The organism is Bacillus cereus group sp. BcHK124 (assembly GCF_027712065.1).
Taxonomy (GTDB): Bacteria; Bacillota; Bacilli; order Bacillales; family Bacillaceae_G; genus Bacillus_A; species Bacillus_A pacificus.
The window spans coordinates 298,529-318,158 of sequence record NZ_JAQFPJ010000002.1 but is presented as its reverse complement, the minus strand read 5'-3'; the positions used below and the strand labels follow the sequence as shown (position 1 = coordinate 318,158).

Genomic DNA, 19,630 nt, shown 5'->3' with positions numbered 1-19,630 from the left:
GAAATAAGTGTTACAACTTAGAATGATTTGCCTTTATTCCGCGTTAATGGACAGTAAAACTCCCATCTCAAAATTCAGTTGGAGCAAAGAAGTTAGGTGGGAGATTAACTGTCCGTAAACGTCCGATTGGTGAGGGCTAATCATCAGTGGGGGATGAACAAAACCCCCACTGATTAAAGTTTCACTTTATTTTTAATACGCAAATAGAGCTAGTTTATGCTAGTTCTATTTTTTTGCCACATTCCTGTAACAAAGCCCCTGTATATTCGGTGGTGGAGGTGCAGAAGATGAAAAAAATGATAGCGATATGTCTTCTTACAACGATGTCATTTTCGACTTTAGTCGGGTGTGATGTAAAAGATAGCAATACTGTTCAAGAGTCTAAAATAAAGAAAGCAACGTATAAAGAATTTACTTATGATGTCAATCCAGAGACTTTCACGTTAACTGTAGAACATGATGGTGTAAAGGAACAGGCGTCACAGCCCTTGCCGAAAATGAAGGTGTCGAATGTAAAAAAAGATAAGGAACGTACATCTTGGGAATATCCAGATCAAAAAGTAAAAGTGAGTCTAGAGAAGAAAAAAGATCACTTAAATATTGAAGTAGAATCGACTGGTGCAGAAAGCTTTACTTGGCCGAAAGTACAAGCTGAAAATTATACACTTCCGTTATGGGAAGGGAAGCAAATTCCGAGTAATGATGAAAATTGGAAGAAGTTTTTAAAGGATGATGCATATTCATTTGCTGAATCATTTTCTATGAAGTTTTTCGCGTTAAATGGTTCTAAATATTCGATTGTATATATTGCGAACAATATGTTTAATAATGAATTAAAATTTCATTCGGATCCGAAAATAGGATTTGATTTTACACATGAATTCCCGCGTATAAATAAAAGTAAAACATATGGATTTCAATTATATGTGACAAATAATGATGCAGTCAGTATTGCTAAACTGTATAAGGATAATATTGCTGGAAAAGGTGAATTTAAAACATTAAAAGAAAAGGCTAGAAAAAATAAAGAGATAGAAAAGCTTTACGGTGCGGCTCATTTTTATTTTTGGAATCAAAATGGTTTGTCTGACAGTAATGTAAATTGGCCGAAGATAAGAGAGCAAATAAATAGTCCTGTATTTAGCCATATAAAAGAACTTATCCAAAAGAATAGTTCGGAGTCTGGGGAATTGAATGTATTAGATCAAGTAAGTAAACAAGATTTCATTGATAAGTATCAAAAAAATGTTATTTTACGTTATATAAACGAAGTGTTATCTATGAAAGAATTTTATAAAGATGATATTTTTCAAAACGTTAATCAGGAAGCTAGTGTGCTATTAAAGAAAGGTGTAGGTCACTTAACGAATACAGAATTGTATAGTTTAAATAAGCATTTATTAAAGTCGCTACTTGGTGATGCGGTTGAAGAGGTAAGTAAATGGGGTAATGCAGATGGAACGGACATACTAAAGGAAATGAAAGAGGCAGGAATAGAAAAAGCGTGGATTGGTCTGCCGAACTGGGAACAAGGATTTATGCAACCTAATTTCGTGACAAAAGCTAAGGAAATGGGGTATTTAGTTGGTCCGTATGACTCATATCATTCCATTCACGAAAAAAGTGATAAAAATTGGAACACAGCATCCTTTAATGACCCATCATTATACGAAGAGGCTACTGTAACGAAGAAAAATGGAGAAAAGGTGCAGGGGTTTTTAGGGAGAGGGCGAAAATTAAATCCAACTTTATCTCTGCCTAGTGTAAAAGAACGCATGAATGATATATTACAAAATGGTCCTAAATATAATTCATGGTTTATTGATTGTGATGCGACAGGTGAAATTTACGATGACTATTCAGCGAAACATATAACGACACAAGAGCAAGATTTAAAAGCACGTTTAAAACGAATGGACTACATTGCGCAAGAAAAGGGTATGGTCGTTGGTTCTGAAGGCGGAAATGATTTTGCTAGTAGTACGATAGCATTTGCTCATGGTATTGAAACGCCTGTAATTAAATGGGACGATGAAGATATGAGGAAAAACAAAACAAGTCCGTATTATGTAGGCGGATATTGGTCACCGAATCAAAATGTTCCAGAAAAATATGCAAAACAAGTACCGTTAAAAGAAGAGTATAAACAAGTGTATTTAAATCCTGTATATTCAGTACCGTTATATAAATTAGTATACAATGATTCTATAATAACAACGCATCACTGGGAATGGGGAAGCTTGAAAGTAAAAGATGAGGTCGGAAACCGTATGCTATACGAATTATTGTATAACGTTCCTCCGTTGTACCATTTAGATGAAGTAGAGTGGAATAAGCATAAACAAGAAATTACGCAGCACCTGAAAGTTTGGAATGAAGTTCATGAAAAGGCAGTAAAAGAAGAAATGACGGACTTTGCATATTTGTCAGAAGATAAGTTAGTACAATTAGCTTCGTATGGAAAAAATATTAAAATTATTGTGAATTTCTCAAATGAAGAGATAGAAATACAAAAGACGAAAATAAAAGCAAAATCAGCTTTCATTATTAATAATGGAAAGCAAACTATGTATACACCAAACCAATAAAATTATAATATATAAATTTAAAAATAATTTTATATAAATAGAGACTTGCCAAAAATAAGCACGAGAGTATAATGTGAAATGGAGTACATATTGGATTTGCGCAGTAACCTTACAAAATTGTAAGGTAATTGAAAGGAAATTCAATATGAAGGTTAATAGACTTGCATTATAATTGGAAAAGAGAAAGAGAGGCGAATGGATATGAGCTCTGAATTAGAACAAAATACGAGAAGCAGTAAAAAACGTTCTAAAAGAAAGTCAATAAAATGGTTCATTTTAATTCCGTTTTTCCTACTTATTTTTGGTGGAGTAGGATATGGATCGTTAATATATAATAAAGCAAAAGCAGTAGTAAGTGATGCATATGCACAAATTGATAAATCATCGAAGCGTGATAAAGAAGTGGAACCTTTAAAGGATAACATTTCAATTCTAATCATGGGTGTTGATGGTAGTGAAATGAGAAAAAGTCAATACGGAGAAGCTGTTCGTACAGATGCACTCTTATTAGCAACAATTAATAAAGATGATAAATCAGTTAAATTAGTAAGTATTCCGCGTGATTCACGTGTATATATTCCATCTAGAAAGAAATTAGATAAAATTACACATGCACACGTATTTGGTGGTGTTGAAAGTACACGCGATACAGTGGAAAGATTTTTAAATGTTCCCGTTGATTATTATGTGAAGTTTAACTTTGAATCATTCGTACAAATTGTCGATTCACTTGGTGGTATTGATATTGATGTACCAGTTACTTTCACAGAACAAGATAGTAAAGACCAAGCTGGTATGATCCATTTAGAAAAAGGGTATCAACATTTAAATGGAGAACAAGCACTTGCGCTTGCAAGAACGCGTAAAATTGACAGTGATGCAATGCGTGGTCAAAGACAACAACTTGTAATTGAAGCAATTGCTAAAAAAGCGATGTCTGTTCAATCTATCAGCAAAATGGGCTCTTTACTTGATGCGGTTGATAAAAATATGAAAACGAACTTAACTTTTGATGATATGCTTGCTATTACGAAAAATATGGCAGGATCTAATCTGGAAATGGAAAAAATGCAAGTGGAAGGTACGGATAAACGTATCGGAGGTATTTATTATTACATTCCAAATGAAAAAAATGTAAAAGATATTTCGAAAAAATTAAATGAACATTTAGGTGTAGCACCAAAGCCAGTTCGAAATGAATAATAAAAAAAGATTGGCCTTTGCCAATCTTTTTTTATCGAGATGGATTAGCAATTTTTCTGTAATGATTTTTTATACTTAAATCATTTCAATTTATATAAACAAAAGGTGCAATTATACGATATACTAGAGGAGACGATTTGGCAATTAACTCCTAATGCTGAAGAGAAGCAAATGCAATTCATCAAAACTATAGAACGAATTGAATTGATAGGAGATCGAAATAGGTTAAAGCAAATTTTCTTGAATATTGTTCAAAATGTCATTAAATATTCACATAAAAATGGTAAAGTATATATTGAAGCGACTAAAAATGAAGGACAAGCAGTGATAAAGGTGAAGGACGAAGGGATTGGAATTGCTAAAGAGCATTTACCATATATAGAATAGTCATTTTACCAGATTAATAATCATGCTACAGGTGCGGGTCTTGGTTTAGCTATCGTTAAAAAGATGGTGGAGCTTCATGGAGGTACAATAAATATTATAAGTAAAGAAGGAATAGGAACGACCATTTTGATAAAACTCCCATTATAATACATATACAGTTTGTTTTATATAGTGTAATAAAATAAATAGATGTATAATTATATTGGGTGATTTATATATAAGATTAATAGGGAGAGGAATTCGATAGAATGGAAAAAGCTTTTAAAATTAAACGAGTAGTATTCGTTTTAATAGCGATTGCAGCAGTAGCTATTGGGTATTTCATGTTTCAATCCATTACTTCACCAGCAAAGGCTGTTGCAAAACAAGAAAATGTAGTACAACTCGCAAGTGAACAACCAAAAGTAGAAATGAATAAAATGGCACCAAGTCGTTTTAATGGCAAGGAAAGAAAAGTTGCTTATCTTACATTTGATGATGGCCCAGGGAAATATACGGCTGAATTATTAAATACGTTAAAACAACATGATGCGAAGGCGACATTCTTTTTAATTGGAGCGAATGTAAAAGAGTTTCCAGATTTAGTGAAACGTGAAAATGCAGAGGGTCATTATGTAGGAATGCATAGTATGACGCATAATTTTGCAAAGTTATATAAAAATGGCGAGTATGTAAATGAGATGAAAGAAGATCAAAGTTTAATCGCTAATATTATTGGGAAATCACCTAAATTAACACGTCCACCATACGGTTCAATGCCTGGATTAAATGAAAGTCTTCGAAATAAAGTGGTAGAAGGCGGCTTTAAAGTGTGGGATTGGACAATTGATTCATTAGACTGGAAATATAACAAAATGCAAGTTGATGCAGCTGCAGCACAAATTGCTCAAAATGTATTAACAAATGCAACAAAACCACAAGAAGTCATTTTAATGCATGACATTCATCCACAATCAGTTGCTGCTGTGCCAGCAATTTTAAAAGGGTTAAAAGAAAAGGGTTATGAGTTTGAAGCTTATCATGAAGAGAGTCACTTCCCAGTGAATTTCTGGCATGATAACCGTATGTAATGGAGGAATGAACGTTGAAGTATGGAAAAGTAGCAGTAGTTGGAGCACTATCAGTAGGACTATTAACAGGTTGTTTCGGTGAAAAACCAGAAGAAAACTTATATACAGCTTTTGAAACAGCGGCGAAGCAAGAAAAATCATTAGTTGATGAAGCGAAAAAATTAGAGAAGTTAGAGAAGGAAGGCCAAGAACTATATTCTCAAATTTTACAAGAAGGTAAAGATCATAATGACGCTGTTATGAAGAAAATAGAGCAAGCTACTGCAAATGTAGATGATCGTGAAAAAGCATTGAAAAATGAGAAAGAAATGCTAGAAAAAGCTCAGAAAGAAACAAAATCTGTTCAAGGAAATATAGAGAAGCTTGAAGATAAAAAGTTACAAAAACAAGCGAAAGCAGTAGAAGAGTCGTATAAAAACCGTTATGATGCATTCCAAAAGATGAATGAAAATTATACGAAGGCGTTGGCGACTGAAAAAGAACTGTATGAAAAATTAAAAGTAAAAGAAACGAAATTAAAAGAGATTGGTGAAAAAGTTAAAGCTGTTAATGAATTAACTGTGGAAGCACAAAAATCAAAAGAGCAATTTAACAATTTTACAAAAGAGTATAATGACAGTAAATTAGCATTCTACAAAGATGCAGAGATTAAGATTAAAGATCAGAAATAAAGAAGAATCTTAAAAGTAATAAAAAGCCGGGGAAACATCGTCACAAATGTTTTTTCGGTTTTTTACGTTAAATGAATAGAAAAGACTGGAATTGATATCATAAAAGAGTTATAGTGAATTATTCTAAGGGAAACATTGTTAAGTAAGGAGACTAGAAATATGTCATATGAATTTTTACTCAAATTAGGTTTAGCACTCTTTTTAGGATTATTCATCGGGATAGATAGGCAGCTAAAGAATAAACCGCTTGGCGTGAAAACAAGTATGGTTATTTCTGTAGCAAGTTGTTTAATTACGATGGTTTCAATTGAATCTGTACATGTATATTCTGTTCCAGGGCATACCAATATGGATCCAATGCGTCTAGCTGCTCAAATTGTGAGCGGGATTGGTTTTCTTGGAGCAGGTGTTATTTTACGAAGAAGTAATGATGTTATTTCGGGATTAACGACAGCTTCTATGGTGTGGGCTGCTTCAGCTTTAGGTATTGCGATTGGAGCAGGATTTTATTTGCAAGCGACGGTTGCTATGATTTTAATCATTTTAGCAATTAATGTACTTCCGCAACTTGTGAAAATTGCAGGACCGTATTCATTAAGACAAAAGGACTTGTCTATTAAAATTACTGTAAAAGAGCATCATGAGTTAGATGGTATATTTAAGCAGATTAAAAATTTAGGAATGCATGTAAAACGCGTGAAGATTAAAGATATAGATAGTGGGGCATTTCAGCAATTAGAGATGGTTATTTTAGCTCCAGAAGACTTGTATACGACGGAGTTATATAGTTCCCTAAAAGAGATTGATCGAGTAGTTTCAGTTGAAGTGGAAAGTAGATAATGGTGCTAAAAAAGAGTGAAGTGAATTTACTCTTTTTTAATTTGGATTTTTTAGGAAATAAATTGATATAATGGTGAATAACAAGGGGGGAGAAATGATGGAAATACATATTAGAAGAGCGATAAAAGATGATATATCAGGTATAGCAAAGGTCCACGCTGATAGTTGGAAAACGACATATAAAGGCATATTCCCTAACGAGATTTTAGAAAATATAACATATGAGCAACGGGAAAAACAATGGGAAAATATTTTTCAAAAAGAACGTAATCATCAATTTAGATTTGTAGCAGAGACGTTAAATGGAGAAATAGTTGGATTCATCGATGGGGGAGTTGAAAGAAGTGGTGCATATAATTGTGATGGAGAATTATATGCGATCTACCTTTTACAAGAGTATCAAGGAATGAAAATAGGACAAAAGTTATTTCAAGCTTTACTATCTGAATGTATAAAAAATGATATGCAATCACTTTTAGTATGGGTTGTTACGAATAACCCTTCTAAAACGTTTTATGAAAAATTTAATCCAGAAAAAATTGATACAAAATTTTTAGAGAGATTACAGGTGGAAGAGACAGCGTATTGTTGGAAAGATATTAATAATATTATTATGTAAAGTGTATGTTTGAGAGAGGTATACCAATTAAAGTTTACCTCTTTTGTTTCACTCGAATGGTTTGGACATAATGCGAAAGATATATGAAAAGAAGAAATGAAAGTACTAACAAATAGAAATTTAGAAGTAGTAACTTCTTAGTATAAAATGATGTAAGAGTCTCTCATTGTAGAGACTCTTTTTTTAAAATACAAATAACCAAAAATTACCATGTATTTAAATTAAAATTTAACACAATTTATATATAAATAAGGAGGTGATTGGTAATGGCTAGAAATCGTAATTCTAATCAATTAGCATCACATGGAGCACAAGCGGCTTTAGATCAAATGAAATATGAAATTGCACAAGAGTTTGGTGTACAACTTGGCGCTGATACTTCTTCACGTGCAAACGGTTCTGTAGGCGGTGAAATTACAAAACGCCTTGTAGCGATGGCAGAACAACAACTTGGTGGCGGATATACTCGCTAATTGTAGAAGGTTATAGGAGAAAGGAAGGATTCTTCCTTTCTTTTTTTTCAATTAATTGGTATGGATATATTGTGAACTGGATTCAAAGAATAGGAATAATACTATATTTTCCCCAATTTCTTTTGTTGTGAATGGGAAGTAGTAAAAATGTAATAGCCCTGGTGGAATGAAAAGTTACGTTCCAGCAGGGCTATTATATGGTAAGAAATATATGATGAAAGGTTTCGAAGCCAACATGTTAAAAAAAGAAAACTGTTGTTTAATTGCGCTTGCATCAGTTCCACTTGTTATGACATTAGGGAATTCAATGCTCATCCCAATTCTGCCGACTATTGAAAAGAAATTACATATTTCATCATTTCAAGTATCCATGATTATTACAATTTACTCTATCGTAGCCATTCTACTTATACCGATTGCTGGTTATTTATCAGATAGATGGGGACGAAAGATGGTAATGGTTCCGAGTTTGCTGATTGCGGCTATAGGAGGAGCGATAACTGGTTGGGTATCTTGGAAAGTTGATAATCCCTACACTTGGATATTGATTGGTAGAGCGATTCAAGGTATTGGTGCTGCTGGTGCAATGCCAGTTGTTATACCGTGTGTTGGTGATTTATACAAAGATGAAAAACAAGTTAGTACAGGTTTAGGAATCATCGAAACATCCAATACATTTGGGAAAGTGTTGAGCCCTATTTTAGGGTCTGCTCTTGCTGCCATTGTATGGTTCCTACCGTTTTGGGCGATTCCAGTTTTATGCGTAGTATCAATTGTTTTATTACTTGTTCTAGTAAAGGCAAAGAAACAAGAAGGAGAAGTACCACCGCTTAAAGAGTTTATAAAATCAATTCTTGCTACGTTTCGAGAAAAAGGAAGATGGTTAATTGCCATTTTTGCATTAGGTGCAATTATTATGCTTATTTTATTCGGAATTCTCTTTTATTTGTCAACTATACTGGAATCAAAGTATGACATTCATGGTATTTGGAAAGGGTGTGTGCTTGCAATCCCGTTACTTGTACTGTCACTTAGTTCATATATGGCTGGCAAAAAAATTGGAGACAACCAAAATGTGATGAAGAAGTGTATTTACATTGGTTTTTTAATGGCTGCTGCATCAGTCATCATTCCTTTATTTATAAAAGGAATTTATTTACTACTTCTTTGTCTCGTTATTATGGGGGTAGGAATTGGTATGGCACTCCCATGTTTAGATGCTCTCATTACACAAGGAATTGAAAAGGAGCAAAGGGGGACGGTTACGTCATTTTATAGTTCTATGCGATTTATCGGTGTAGCAGCTGGACCACCTCTATACTCTTTTTTCATGAAAGGTGCTGACCATGAAGTGTTTTATTTAACAAGTATTTTCGCTGGGATCGGTGCTGCTATAGCAATCATTTGGATTAAACCAGCAAAAGATACAAAGAACGTAAAAAAGAAACCAGAACCTACTTCATAATTTGAAAGAGAATTGCATGATGTTTTCAGTAACATGCAATTCTCTTTCGTTCATTAGGAATAAATAACTTGTTTTAACATATAAAGTGCGACACTCCATATGATGAGACCAGAAAATTTATTTAATAATACGATTGTCTTTCCGGTCGAGTCTAGCCTTTTTAGAAATTTCCCCGCTAAAGCTAAACTTATAAACCAAATCCAAGAAACGATAATAGTTGCAAGTGTGAAAGCCCATTTTTCATTTCCTATGTATTGAATCGAATTTGTTCCAATTACACCGATTGTATCTAAAATTGCATGTGGATTTAATAACGAAACCGATGCGGCGAAAAGGATTTGCTTTTTTAAGGGCATGCTTTTTTCTTGTTTTACATCGTTGGAAGGGTTACTTCTCCAAATAACAAAGCCCATGTATAGGAGAAAGAAAAAGCCAATTATATATAACGAGTTAGTTAGCCAAGAAAAAGTAAGGAGTACAAGGGAAACACCTTGTACCGCTATCAATATGAGTAACGTATCACATATAGAGGCAGTTAATACGACAGGGGCTGCTCTCCAAATATTCGGTTGGCTCGCACCTTGGTTAAAGACGAAAACATTTTGAACACCTAATGGAATGATAAGGCCAAATGCAAGAATGATACCATGAATAATTGCTTCACTCATCATATTACCTCCTATTTTAATTCGTTATGATAGTGTATATTGTATAGAAGAAATGAAAATTTGTATCCATCCATATGGTTGGGGAGGTTACCAACCAAAAAGAATGTAAGGTGATATGATGGAAAGAATCGTTTGGAAACCGAATATGTCTCTAGCGACGCCTCTATATAAACAAATAGAAATGTATATAAAAGAAAGAATCGTTAATGGAGAATGGACTGTTGGAACGAAATTACCTTCACAAAGAGAGTTGGCATATACATTTGGCGTGAATCGAAGCACAATTGTAATGGCTTTCGATGAACTAGTTGCAAAGGGGTACATTGAAGGGAATGGCAGGAAAGGAACAATTGTTGTAAATAATAATGTGAATGCTTCCACATACGCACCCCCGCCTAATTGGCAGTCTTATGTAGAAACAGGACTTCATTATCCGAATCTGCCTGCTATTCAAGAAATAAATCAAGCTGAATTTGATCCGCATGTAATTCGTTTAGGAACAGGTGAGCTCGCGCCAAGTCTTTTACCTGAAAAAAAGATGAAAGATATTATGAATAAGCTTTTAGGAGCCAAGATGATACTTGGCTATGAAGAGCCGAAAGGAAATCTTTCTTTAAGGAAGAAGATTGCAGATTATTTAAAAGGACAGGGTATATATGTATCTCCTGACTCTATATTAATTGTTTCAGGAGCAATTCAAGCGCTTCAACTTATTTCTATTGGGCTTCTTCCGAAAGGAGCGTCAATTTTATTAGAAAAACCATCATATTTATACTCTCTCAATGTTTTTCAATCAGCAGGAATACGTTTAATTGGAATGCCATTGGATGAGAGTGGGCTAGATGTGTCATATATTGCGAAATATAAGAAGCAATTTAATGCTTCTATTTTATATACAATCCCTTCTTTTCATAATCCAACTAATTTTAGCATGGATACGAAGAAGCGGACAGAAGTGATGGAGATATGCAATGAGATTGGATTGCCTATTATAGAGGACGCAGTGTATCAAGACTTATGGTTTGATGCTCCTATTTCGAAACCTTTAAAAGCACATGATAAAAATGGAATCGTACTACATATTGGAAGTATGTCTAAAGTTATTAGTCCGGGATTAAGAATTGGATGGATTGTTGGGTCTGAGCCTGTTATTCAAAGATTGGCAGACATAAAAATGCAAACAGATTATGGATCGAGTTCTATATCCCAGCAAATTGCAGCGGAATGGTTTACAAATGGATTGTATGATGAACATTTAAAGTTTGTAAGAACTAAGTTGAAAAAACGCAGAGATTTTATGTTACAAATGTTAGAGAAATATTGCCATGATATAGCAACTTGGTATGAACCAGCAGGTGGTTTTTATATTTGGTTACATATGAATATCCCCGTTTCAAATCGTAGCTTATTTGACAAAGCTTTGAAAGAAAAGGTTTTATTAAATCCAGGTACTTTGTATGATAGAAGTGCAAATCAATTTTTGCGTTTATCATATTCATACGCAACGTTAGAAGAAATTGAAATAGGTATAAAAAAACTTGCACAACTAATGAAAAAGTAAGAGGAGAAAGTAATGAAACAATATGTAATTTGCCAAATTATCAATGGAGAAAAATATTTAGCTGCTTATGCGGAGACGAAGCAGGAAGCAATTGAAAAAGCAGAATTGTTAGGATTACGAACGGGAAATCGATACACCGTTATTACTGCAGAGGAAGCAGAAGAGTTAACTTATCCTTAAACAACGTATAATAATGATGCAGAAAGTAAATAAGCTTAGTAATATATTATTACTAGGCTTATTTTTTTGAAAGCGTTACGTGTTCTCGTATAAAAGATAATAATATTATGAGTCAAGTTGACGGAAATAACGATTTGATTTTCGATCCTGATTTCCGTTTCTATAGTTATCAATATATTGTCTGAAGTTCCACGATTGTAAAAACTTATTTGCGGCGTTATAACCAGAATTGTATAGCCACTCTTTTTCTTCCATTGTTAACTCAAAGTTTGTACTAGTAATGGACCCTGTTGGGATTGTAATTGTTCTTGCTTTTGATTCCTTGTCTAAATGACGTAAATCATGGGCTTGCATCATTGTTTTAAAAAGTCCTTTGAACATGGAGATCGGCTCGTTGTAGTGGGCTGGGTCAGCTTGAATCTCATCTTTTACGAAATGAAACCCAAAAGTCGGCCAGCGGGGAGAGGTAGGGGAGTCGAAAATCCAAATTGGATAATTGCTTAAAATTCCTCCATCAACCATATAACAAGGCTGCTTCCATTTTGGGGTTCTCCATTTCACCGGTTCAAAAAAGAAGGGGATTGTACTACTCATTCGTACAGCTTTAGCAATAGAGAAGCGATAATTTAAAAATCCGTAGTTTGGTAAATCATCGGGAAAGATAACCATTTTACCATTACTTATATCAGAAGCGATAATTTTAAGCTTATTTAAATCAGGTAAATCTGTAAATAAATGAACTCCTTTTTTTCGAAGTAATTCTTCAATCCATTCTTCTATAAAAATATTAGAGTAAATACCAAGAGTAGTCCATGCGCTTAATCCTTTTCCGATAAATGGGATTCTGTCAATAAAGGTTTTCTTCGTAAATTTATTATAATCAATATTTGTTATAATCGTTTTTAGCTCTGAGCAAGAGTATCCTGCTGCTAGGAGCGCAGCGATAATCGAACCAGCTGATGTTCCAGCTACACGTTCCCATTCATAGCCTTTTTCAGCTAACGCGCAAATTGCCCCTACATGCGCAATTCCGCGTACACCGCCTCCTTCAAAAACACCATCAATCTTCATAAAGCATACTTCCTTTCACATAAAAAATTTGAAAATGGCAAAAAAGCACGTATTGTACGTGCTTTTTTACAATAGTTTTTAAATTTACTAGCAGCCTACAAAGCCGCCCCAACAGCTAGCTCCGATGATGATTAGAAGGATGAATAAAACGATTAATAAAGCGAAACCTCCATAACCACATCCACCACAACTACCGCCGTAACCGCCGTAACCGTAGCCGCCGCAACTATATCCGTAACCCATGTGGAATTCCTCCTTATATTAAAAATAAAAATGAACGAGGGGAAAATGTACTGGAAGAAATAATGAACTATCGTGTTTGTAGGAACAATGTATACTATGCTTTTTTAAACTTGTTCGCGTATGAAGGAAGAGCCCGTTTTTTCGGAGGCTTGTTGTTTTTATAAAGAATGGAGTATAATTTTTGTGCGATGATACAAATAAGTATGTAAATATAAGGAGAATGTATGAATAAACAAATTGAAGTATTAATTGATAAATATGGGCTGACGCATTTAAAAGAGGAACTTATGAATACTGTATTTCCTTGTATAAAAGTTGTGCCAAAGCAGGAGGAAACAGTAGCGATAGGTAGTTCGAAACTGGGAGGGGTTCCTGACTTGCCATTTACATTTGAATATCCAACGCATAAAGGAAATCCGTTACAGTTTATTGCACAATTTAATTTAAAGGATTTACAAAATGTTGGTATAGATCATAATCTTCCTAAGACAGGGATGTTATATTTCTTTAGCGTTGAAAATTACTTTGAAGAAGATGTGAATCCAACCGAAGCGGGACGTGTACTTTATTATGATGTTCCTGTTGAGCAATTACGGAGAGCGGATGAATTGCAAACGGATTATAACCAGTGTGCAACTACTTTTGAACTGACATATAAATTGCCAGAGCTTTTCATTGAAGATGAGAATGATTCAGATCGTTTCTTACAATTACTTGAAGAGCTAATCCCAGATAACTACGATAACCATCAAATATTTGGTGAGCCATTTTCTGTACAAGATGAGGTATTGTACGAAACTGGACAGTATATGGAAATAGACCCGCAGCAAATGACGCTTTTATTCCAAATTGACTCAGATACTAAAAATTGTAATATGATGTGGGGAGATTTAGGGATGCTTTATTTCTGCATTGGAAATGAAGACTTGAAAAATCGACGTTTTGAAAATGCATGTTGTGTATTACAAACTTGTTAAGGAAGAAGGTTGTTCTTATAAAAAGAACAGCCTTTTTACAATGTTAAATATGCATAATCTCATATGACCTATACGAAAAAGTATTGTATACTCTGAAACTATACGATACTTTTTCGTATAGTTATAGAATGTAAGGAGTGACATGATGGGAAAGACAAGTAAGTATGTGACAGCTGCCGCACTTTGTTCAACGATAGTAATGGGAGGCTTACAGGCTTCATCTGTATCTTATGCAGCTACGAATTCAACTGTAGCGACATCACAATCAGATGCAAAGTTGTTAAATGATTTTAGAAAAGAATTAAAAAAACAGGTTGATAATCGAGAAGAAAATATTACAATCACATATAAAACGAAAGATAGAAATGCTAGAAATGTGATGGACCAATTGTACGGCGAGTTTAATAAAGTTGTAGATGCAGATGAGTATGTAAAATATAATGTAGCGTCTACTAAATATTCTATTAAAGGGTTACCAGGAAACTATACGTTTACACTGCAAGTTAAGTACCGTGAATCAAAAGAGCAAACACAATATGTAAAATCCCAGGCGAAAGCGATTATAGGCTCGATTGTAAAAACAGGAATGGATGAGCATGAGAAAGTGAAAGCTATTCATGATTACGTTGTAAAACATGTATCGTATGATACGTCTTATGGAGCATATACAGCATATGAAGCGTTAGCGAATCGTTCTGCCGTTTGCCAAGGATATACGTTATTAACATATGAATTACTAAAAGAAGCGGGTATCCAAAACCATATTGTAACAGGTACAGGAAATGGACAAGCTCACGCATGGAATTTAGTGAACATTGAAAACAAATGGTACCACCTTGATACTACATTCGATGATCCGGTACCGGATAAAGCTGGGCGCGTAACATATTCATATTTTAATATGTCTGATGAGCAATTAAGTAAAGATCACGACTGGGATCGTAGTAAATATCCTGCAGCATCTACAAGTTATTTTAATGAATTAACAAACAAAATAAAAGCGGGTAGTTCAAAGACTGCGGCGTATGAACAAATGTTAAAAGAAACAAATTTAAAATATATGTCTACACAATACGGAGCAGAGAATTATAGTGAGTTTAAGAAGAAATTACAGCAACAATTTGCTTCTAAGCCAGAAAAGGTAGAAGTACGATATAAGCAGTCTATGGATGGAACAATGCAAGATATAAAGAAAGTGTTAAATGAAATAAATTGGCCAAAAGGTGCAAAGCGTGTATCTTATCAAGTAGCACCTTATAGTGCGATGGCAGATTATTCATTAGCGACAATTACATTTACGTATTAAGTAATGAAAAAGAGCATCTGTAAAAAGGTGCTCTTTTTACATTTGTTTATCACTTTAAAATATTGGGAATTATGTGATAAAATAACGAGGAGAGGATGTGAATGCTGAATGAACTTCTTCGAAAGTAATATATTTACATTGATATATACTTGTTTAGTAATCGGACTTATTGTTTTGTTTTTCATATCATTTACTTTGTTTATTAGAAGAGTATTACAAAGCAGTGCTGCAAAGAAACACCACGCGATTAATATGAACCAGAAGCTAGATCGAATTATTGAATTGCTTGAAAAAGATAAGAAATAGTGATAAAAGAAGTATGAAAAGGGGAAAGAGAATGGCCAATTATATAAAAGAATTACGTGAAAAAGTAGGACATGATTATGTTTTCTTAAACTTTGCCGGTGGTTGTGTATTTAATAAAGAAGGAGAAGTATTACTGCAAAAAAGAGGAGACTTTAATGCCTGGGGCTTTCCTGGCGGGGCAATGGAAATTGGAGAATCGGCTGCAGAAACTGCAATTCGAGAAATAAAAGAAGAAACCGGGTATGATGTAGAAATAAATGAGCTTATTGGAGTGTATACAAAATATTTTCAATCATATCCAAATGGAGACAAGGCACAGTCAATTGTGATAGTCTTTTCATGCTCAATTGTTGGAGGAGAGAAAAGAACAGACGGTGATGAAACATTGGATTTGCAGTTTTTCCCGTTAGATAAAATGCCGCCTTTATTTTGTAAACAACATGAAGATTGCTTGCAGGATGTATTGGAGAAAAGAGTAGGGGTATATCGTTAACATATAAAAAAGAAGCTAAATGAGATTAGCTTCTTTTTTATGTTTTACTTACTTCCACCAATCATCAAACATAGATGCTGGAACTTGTCTCTTATGTTCGCTCACTGTGTAACGTTTTTCAATTTTTTCTGCAACGTCAGTTGGAACTGCTTTACCTTCTAAATAGTCATCAAGTTGATCGTATGTAATACCTAACTCTGTTTCATCAGCTTGACCAGGTTTTTCATCCAATAAATCAGCTGTTGGCATTTTTAAATAAAGTCGCTCGTCTGCACCTAATTCTTGTAGTAAAGCACGTCCTTGGCGCTTCGTTAATCCTGTTAATGGTAATAAATCTGCACCACCATCTCCGAATTTTGTAAAGAATCCCGTTACAGCTTCTGCAGCGTGATCTGTTCCGATAACAAGAAGGCTGTTTTGTCCACCGATTGCATATTGTGTAACCATGCGGATACGTGCTTTCACGTTACCTTTATTGAAATCTGTTAATGATTCACCTAATAAGTTTTCGTATTGATTTGAGAAAGCATCAACTGTTGAAGCGATATCAAATGCAACAGATTGATCAGCTTGAATAAATTGTAATGCTAATTGCGCATCATCTTCGTCTTTTTGCACTTTATAGGGAAGGCGCACGGCGATAAACGTTGCGTTACCACCTTCATTACGAATTTCTTCAACTGCAAGCTGGGCTAAACGTCCCGCTAATGTAGAGTCTTGTCCGCCACTAATTCCAAGTACAAATCCTTTCGCACCTGTTTTTTTTACATAATCTTTTAAGAAATCAACACGTTTACGGATTTCTGCTTTCGGATCAATTACAGGTTGAACGTGTAATGCTTTCATAATCTGTTCTTGCAATGTCATTATGTTTTCCTCCTATTCATATTAAAGCGGTAAATAAGTTTATATGTATATTGGTACATACTTCTATCCTTTATTATTTCGCAAAATTAACGAATATACAATAGGATGTGTGTATGAATATGAATGTAGTCATTATAATGAAACTGCATCGTTTAAGCAATTTTTTTGAAACCTTTCAATAATGTAAGGTTTTTGTCATTTGAATCGATGGAAGCTATTTCCGCATTTTACTAATATAAGAACATAGCTAGTAGAAGGGCGGAGAAGGAATATGAACATTAGAGAACTCGCATACCGAAATGTAACGCGAAATAGACGAACATACTCAGCATATTTTTTAAGTAGTGCATTTGCTATTATGGCTTTTTTTGTTTATTCATTTTTTGCGTTTCATCCGGCGTTAAGTGCTGGAGAATTGGGACAATACGTGTTCGTAAGTATGTCGTTTGCGCAGTCCATTATTTACTTATTTACATTTTTCTTTATTTTATATTCGATGGGAATGTTTTTAAAAACGAGAAAGCGTGAATTAGGAATTTTAATGATGTTAGGTATGACGAAATATCAATTAAAGCGTCTGATCTTTTTTGAAAATATTATGATTGGGATAGGGGCAATTATTTTGGGAATTCTAGCAGGAATGTTATTTTCTGGAGTATTAATGTTTGTAGCTCCCATGATATTAAAGTTAGATATTTCCTTACCTTATTACATTCCAATGAAAGCCATTGTTGTAACGAGTATTATGTTTTTCGTATTATTTATGATTATTTCATTGTTTAGTGCAGGAATGATCCGGAAGAATAAAATTATGAAATTGTTTAGAGGATCAGCAGAAGCGAAGCCGGAACCGAGAGCATCCATTATTTCTTCTATATTAGCAGTCATATTGCTTAGTGCGGGATATGCAGGAGCGCTTATGTCACACGGTGCAATGGTATTTATCATGATGATTCCTGTTACAACGGTAGTCATTATTGGTACGTATTTGCTGTATAAGCAGTTGAGTGTCTTTATTATTAGACTATGTAAAAAAAGTAAACGTTTCTATTGGACACAGACAAATATTATTACGTTGTCAGATTTAGCTTACCGTATGAGAGATAACGCAAGAATGTTCTTTATTGTAACCATAATTTCAACTGTAGCATTTTCAGCAATAGGTACATTAGTTGGCTTTACATCAATGACAAAGGCGATTATGGAGAGACCAATTGCGTTTCACTATCATTCTAAGCAAGGAAATAGTAATGAATCACAGCATTTGAAAATGATTGACGAAGGATTAAAGAAACATAGTATAGCAGCTTCAAAAACTAATATTTCAACGAAGAAAACGGAAGAGCAGTCGTTAAAAAGCGCCACCTTTATAAAGGAATCAGACTATAAGGAATATGCGAAGTTAACAGGAGAACCCTTTCATGCGGTATCCCCAAAAGAAGTTTTATTTTTGTCAGTCGATATACCAGGACCACCGATGAAGGAAAGAAAAGAAATTACTTTACCACATTTGAGTGAACCTTTATATGTGAAAAAAGTTAATACTTCTTCATTAAGTAAAATATTAAGAGGTAACGTTTATGTAATCTCTAAAAATCAATATGATGCATTACAAGATGGATTTAAAGAGGAAAAAGATTATGTGTACAAAACAGAAGGAACGAAAGATGAAGTTGAGGTTGGTAAAGAACTAACGCATCAGATGAAGCCTTATGAAGAACATACAACGTTTAGTGCAGAAGAGTACGAACAAAACCAAAGTTTACAAATTGCAGGACCAATTCTATTTGTAGGTTTCTTTATTGGTATTGTATTTTTCGTATGTGCAGGAAGCTTCCTTTATTTCCGTTTGTTTTCTGACTTGGAGGATGATACTCGTTTGTTTGAAATGATTCGAAAAGTAGGCTTAACAAGTGGAGAATTATCGAAAGTAGTTACAATTCGATTGGGACTTTTATTCTTCGTTCCAATAGGTGTTGCAACATTACATGGGGCAGTAGCGTTAACTGCACTCGGACAGATGTTTGAGTACTCACTATTTAAAGAAAATGCGATTGTATTAAGTATTTTCATAGGAATTCAAGTTGTATATTTTTTACTGATTCGATCTCGTTATTTAAAACAATTGAAAGAGAGATTACGTATTCGTTAAATGTGTTTTTTTAACTTGAGTACAAAATTTTCTAAAAAGAGGCAGGTATTACCAAAAAGTGATAAAATGGAAAAAGCGAGGTGAAAAAATTAATAAAAAGTAAGGGAGGAAGTAATATGAAAGCAACAGGAGTTATTCGAAAAGTAGACGAATTAGGACGAATTGTAATTCCTAAAGAATTACGTGATGTATTGGGAATACAAATTAAATCACCGCTTGAAATTTTCGTAGAAGAAGACAAAGTCATTTTACAAAAATATCAACCTTACAATGCTTGTCAAATAACAGGTGATGTTTCAAATCAAAACATATCATTAGCAAATGGAAACATTACTGTTAGTATAGATGGAGCGAAATATTTAATAAAAGAAATAGAAAAGTTTTTAAACAAGAGTGAGGTTTAGTCTTAATTCAAATTATTTTTAAAATTCCATATCATTCTTTAAAAACTATAAAAGGACCATTCAATTGGTCCTTTTATTTATCTCGT

The 19,630-nt window shown here is 33.9% G+C and carries 20 protein-coding genes and 1 pseudogene; 17 read left to right on the top strand and 4 right to left on the bottom strand.

All coding sequences use genetic code 11. From position 1 onward, the window contains the following. Positions 1-287 precede the first annotated feature (287 nt). The 9 genes and pseudogenes from PDK19_RS06755 to PDK19_RS06715 all read left to right on the top strand — a co-directional run bounded on the left by PDK19_RS06755 (position 288) and on the right by PDK19_RS06715 (position 9,316). Entirely contained in the window at positions 288-2,588 is a 2,301-nt protein-coding gene (locus PDK19_RS06755; RefSeq protein ID WP_270706791.1) for a glycoside hydrolase, read from the top strand. Positions 2,589-2,789: 201 nt separating this feature from the next. Continuing rightward, a complete protein-coding gene (locus tag PDK19_RS06750; RefSeq protein WP_011040234.1) occupies positions 2,790-3,791 on the top strand; it encodes an LCP family protein in 1,002 nt (333 codons plus the stop codon). Positions 3,792-3,860: 69 nt separating this feature from the next. Continuing rightward, a pseudogene (locus PDK19_RS06745) lies at positions 3,861-4,325 on the top strand (sensor histidine kinase); the annotation flags it as partial. Positions 4,326-4,426: 101 nt separating this feature from the next. Continuing rightward, a complete protein-coding gene (locus tag PDK19_RS06740) occupies positions 4,427-5,248 on the top strand; it encodes a peptidoglycan-N-acetylglucosamine deacetylase (protein WP_270706789.1) in 822 nt (273 codons plus the stop codon). Between the two features lie 14 nt (positions 5,249-5,262). Continuing rightward, positions 5,263-5,919, top strand: coding sequence for a YkyA family protein (locus tag PDK19_RS06735; protein WP_000873548.1), 657 nt, complete (start codon positions 5,263-5,265; stop codon positions 5,917-5,919). Positions 5,920-6,078: 159 nt separating this feature from the next. Beyond that, positions 6,079-6,759, top strand: coding sequence for an MgtC/SapB family protein (locus tag PDK19_RS06730; protein ID WP_000119508.1), 681 nt, complete (start codon positions 6,079-6,081; stop codon positions 6,757-6,759). Positions 6,760-6,853: 94 nt separating this feature from the next. Continuing rightward, positions 6,854-7,378, top strand: a complete 525-nt coding sequence (locus PDK19_RS06725) for a GNAT family N-acetyltransferase (protein ID WP_270706787.1) — start codon at positions 6,854-6,856, stop codon at positions 7,376-7,378. Positions 7,379-7,644: 266 nt separating this feature from the next. Continuing rightward, a complete protein-coding gene (locus tag PDK19_RS06720; RefSeq protein WP_000113545.1) occupies positions 7,645-7,851 on the top strand; it encodes an alpha/beta-type small acid-soluble spore protein in 207 nt (68 codons plus the stop codon). Between the two features lie 235 nt (positions 7,852-8,086). Then, positions 8,087-9,316, top strand: coding sequence for an MFS transporter (locus PDK19_RS06715; protein ID WP_041184619.1), 1,230 nt, complete (start codon positions 8,087-8,089; stop codon positions 9,314-9,316). Between the two features lie 53 nt (positions 9,317-9,369). On the opposite strand, the gene PDK19_RS06710 is transcribed toward PDK19_RS06715, so the two are convergent. Continuing rightward, complete coding sequence (locus PDK19_RS06710; protein WP_001287294.1) at positions 9,370-9,984, bottom strand: LysE/ArgO family amino acid transporter; 615 nt, start codon at positions 9,982-9,984, stop codon at positions 9,370-9,372. Between the two features lie 118 nt (positions 9,985-10,102). On the opposite strand from PDK19_RS06710, the gene PDK19_RS06705 reads away from it, so the two are divergent. Then, positions 10,103-11,545, top strand: coding sequence for an aminotransferase-like domain-containing protein (locus PDK19_RS06705; RefSeq protein ID WP_000439875.1), 1,443 nt, complete (start codon positions 10,103-10,105; stop codon positions 11,543-11,545). Between the two features lie 12 nt (positions 11,546-11,557). Continuing rightward, complete coding sequence (locus PDK19_RS06700; RefSeq protein WP_014893816.1) at positions 11,558-11,725, top strand: DUF3933 family protein; 168 nt, start codon at positions 11,558-11,560, stop codon at positions 11,723-11,725. Between the two features lie 105 nt (positions 11,726-11,830). Here the strand turns inward: PDK19_RS06700 and PDK19_RS06695 are convergent, their stop codons facing one another. Together PDK19_RS06695 and PDK19_RS06690 are read right to left on the bottom strand one after the other, a co-directional pair. Next, positions 11,831-12,796, bottom strand: a complete 966-nt coding sequence (locus tag PDK19_RS06695; protein ID WP_000686819.1) for a patatin-like phospholipase family protein — start codon at positions 12,794-12,796, stop codon at positions 11,831-11,833. Positions 12,797-12,883: 87 nt separating this feature from the next. Continuing rightward, on the bottom strand, positions 12,884-13,039 hold the full coding sequence (locus PDK19_RS06690; RefSeq protein WP_000540426.1) for a YjcZ family sporulation protein: 156 nt from the start codon (positions 13,037-13,039) through the stop codon (positions 12,884-12,886). Between the two features lie 224 nt (positions 13,040-13,263). Between PDK19_RS06690 and PDK19_RS06685 the strand changes: the two genes are divergently transcribed. The 4 genes from PDK19_RS06685 (at position 13,264) to PDK19_RS06670 (ending at position 16,121) form a co-directional block, all read left to right on the top strand. Beyond that, positions 13,264-14,016 (top strand): YwqG family protein, encoded by a 753-nt coding sequence (locus tag PDK19_RS06685; RefSeq protein WP_262722772.1) that lies wholly within the window; start codon positions 13,264-13,266, stop codon positions 14,014-14,016. A gap of 145 nt (positions 14,017-14,161) precedes the next feature. After that, positions 14,162-15,322: a transglutaminase domain-containing protein gene (locus PDK19_RS06680; protein ID WP_208734892.1), complete on the top strand. Its 1,161-nt coding sequence runs from the start codon at positions 14,162-14,164 to the stop codon at positions 15,320-15,322. Between the two features lie 108 nt (positions 15,323-15,430). Continuing rightward, complete coding sequence (locus PDK19_RS06675) at positions 15,431-15,628, top strand: DUF4083 domain-containing protein (RefSeq protein ID WP_014893815.1); 198 nt, start codon at positions 15,431-15,433, stop codon at positions 15,626-15,628. Positions 15,629-15,659: 31 nt separating this feature from the next. Continuing rightward, entirely contained in the window at positions 15,660-16,121 is a 462-nt protein-coding gene (locus PDK19_RS06670) for an NUDIX hydrolase (protein WP_014893814.1), read from the top strand. A gap of 48 nt (positions 16,122-16,169) precedes the next feature. Here PDK19_RS06670 and nadE read toward each other — a convergent pair whose 3' ends face one another. Then, positions 16,170-16,988, bottom strand: coding sequence for an ammonia-dependent NAD(+) synthetase (nadE, locus tag PDK19_RS06665; RefSeq protein WP_000174882.1), 819 nt, complete (start codon positions 16,986-16,988; stop codon positions 16,170-16,172). 271 nt (positions 16,989-17,259) lie between these two features. Here nadE and PDK19_RS06660 point away from each other — a divergent pair, with 271 nt between their 5' ends. Then, positions 17,260-19,140, top strand: coding sequence for an ABC transporter permease (locus tag PDK19_RS06660; RefSeq protein WP_270706783.1), 1,881 nt, complete (start codon positions 17,260-17,262; stop codon positions 19,138-19,140). Between the two features lie 116 nt (positions 19,141-19,256). Continuing rightward, positions 19,257-19,544 (top strand): AbrB/MazE/SpoVT family DNA-binding domain-containing protein, encoded by a 288-nt coding sequence (locus PDK19_RS06655; RefSeq protein WP_000648331.1) that lies wholly within the window; start codon positions 19,257-19,259, stop codon positions 19,542-19,544. Positions 19,545-19,630: the final 86 nt, after the last annotated feature.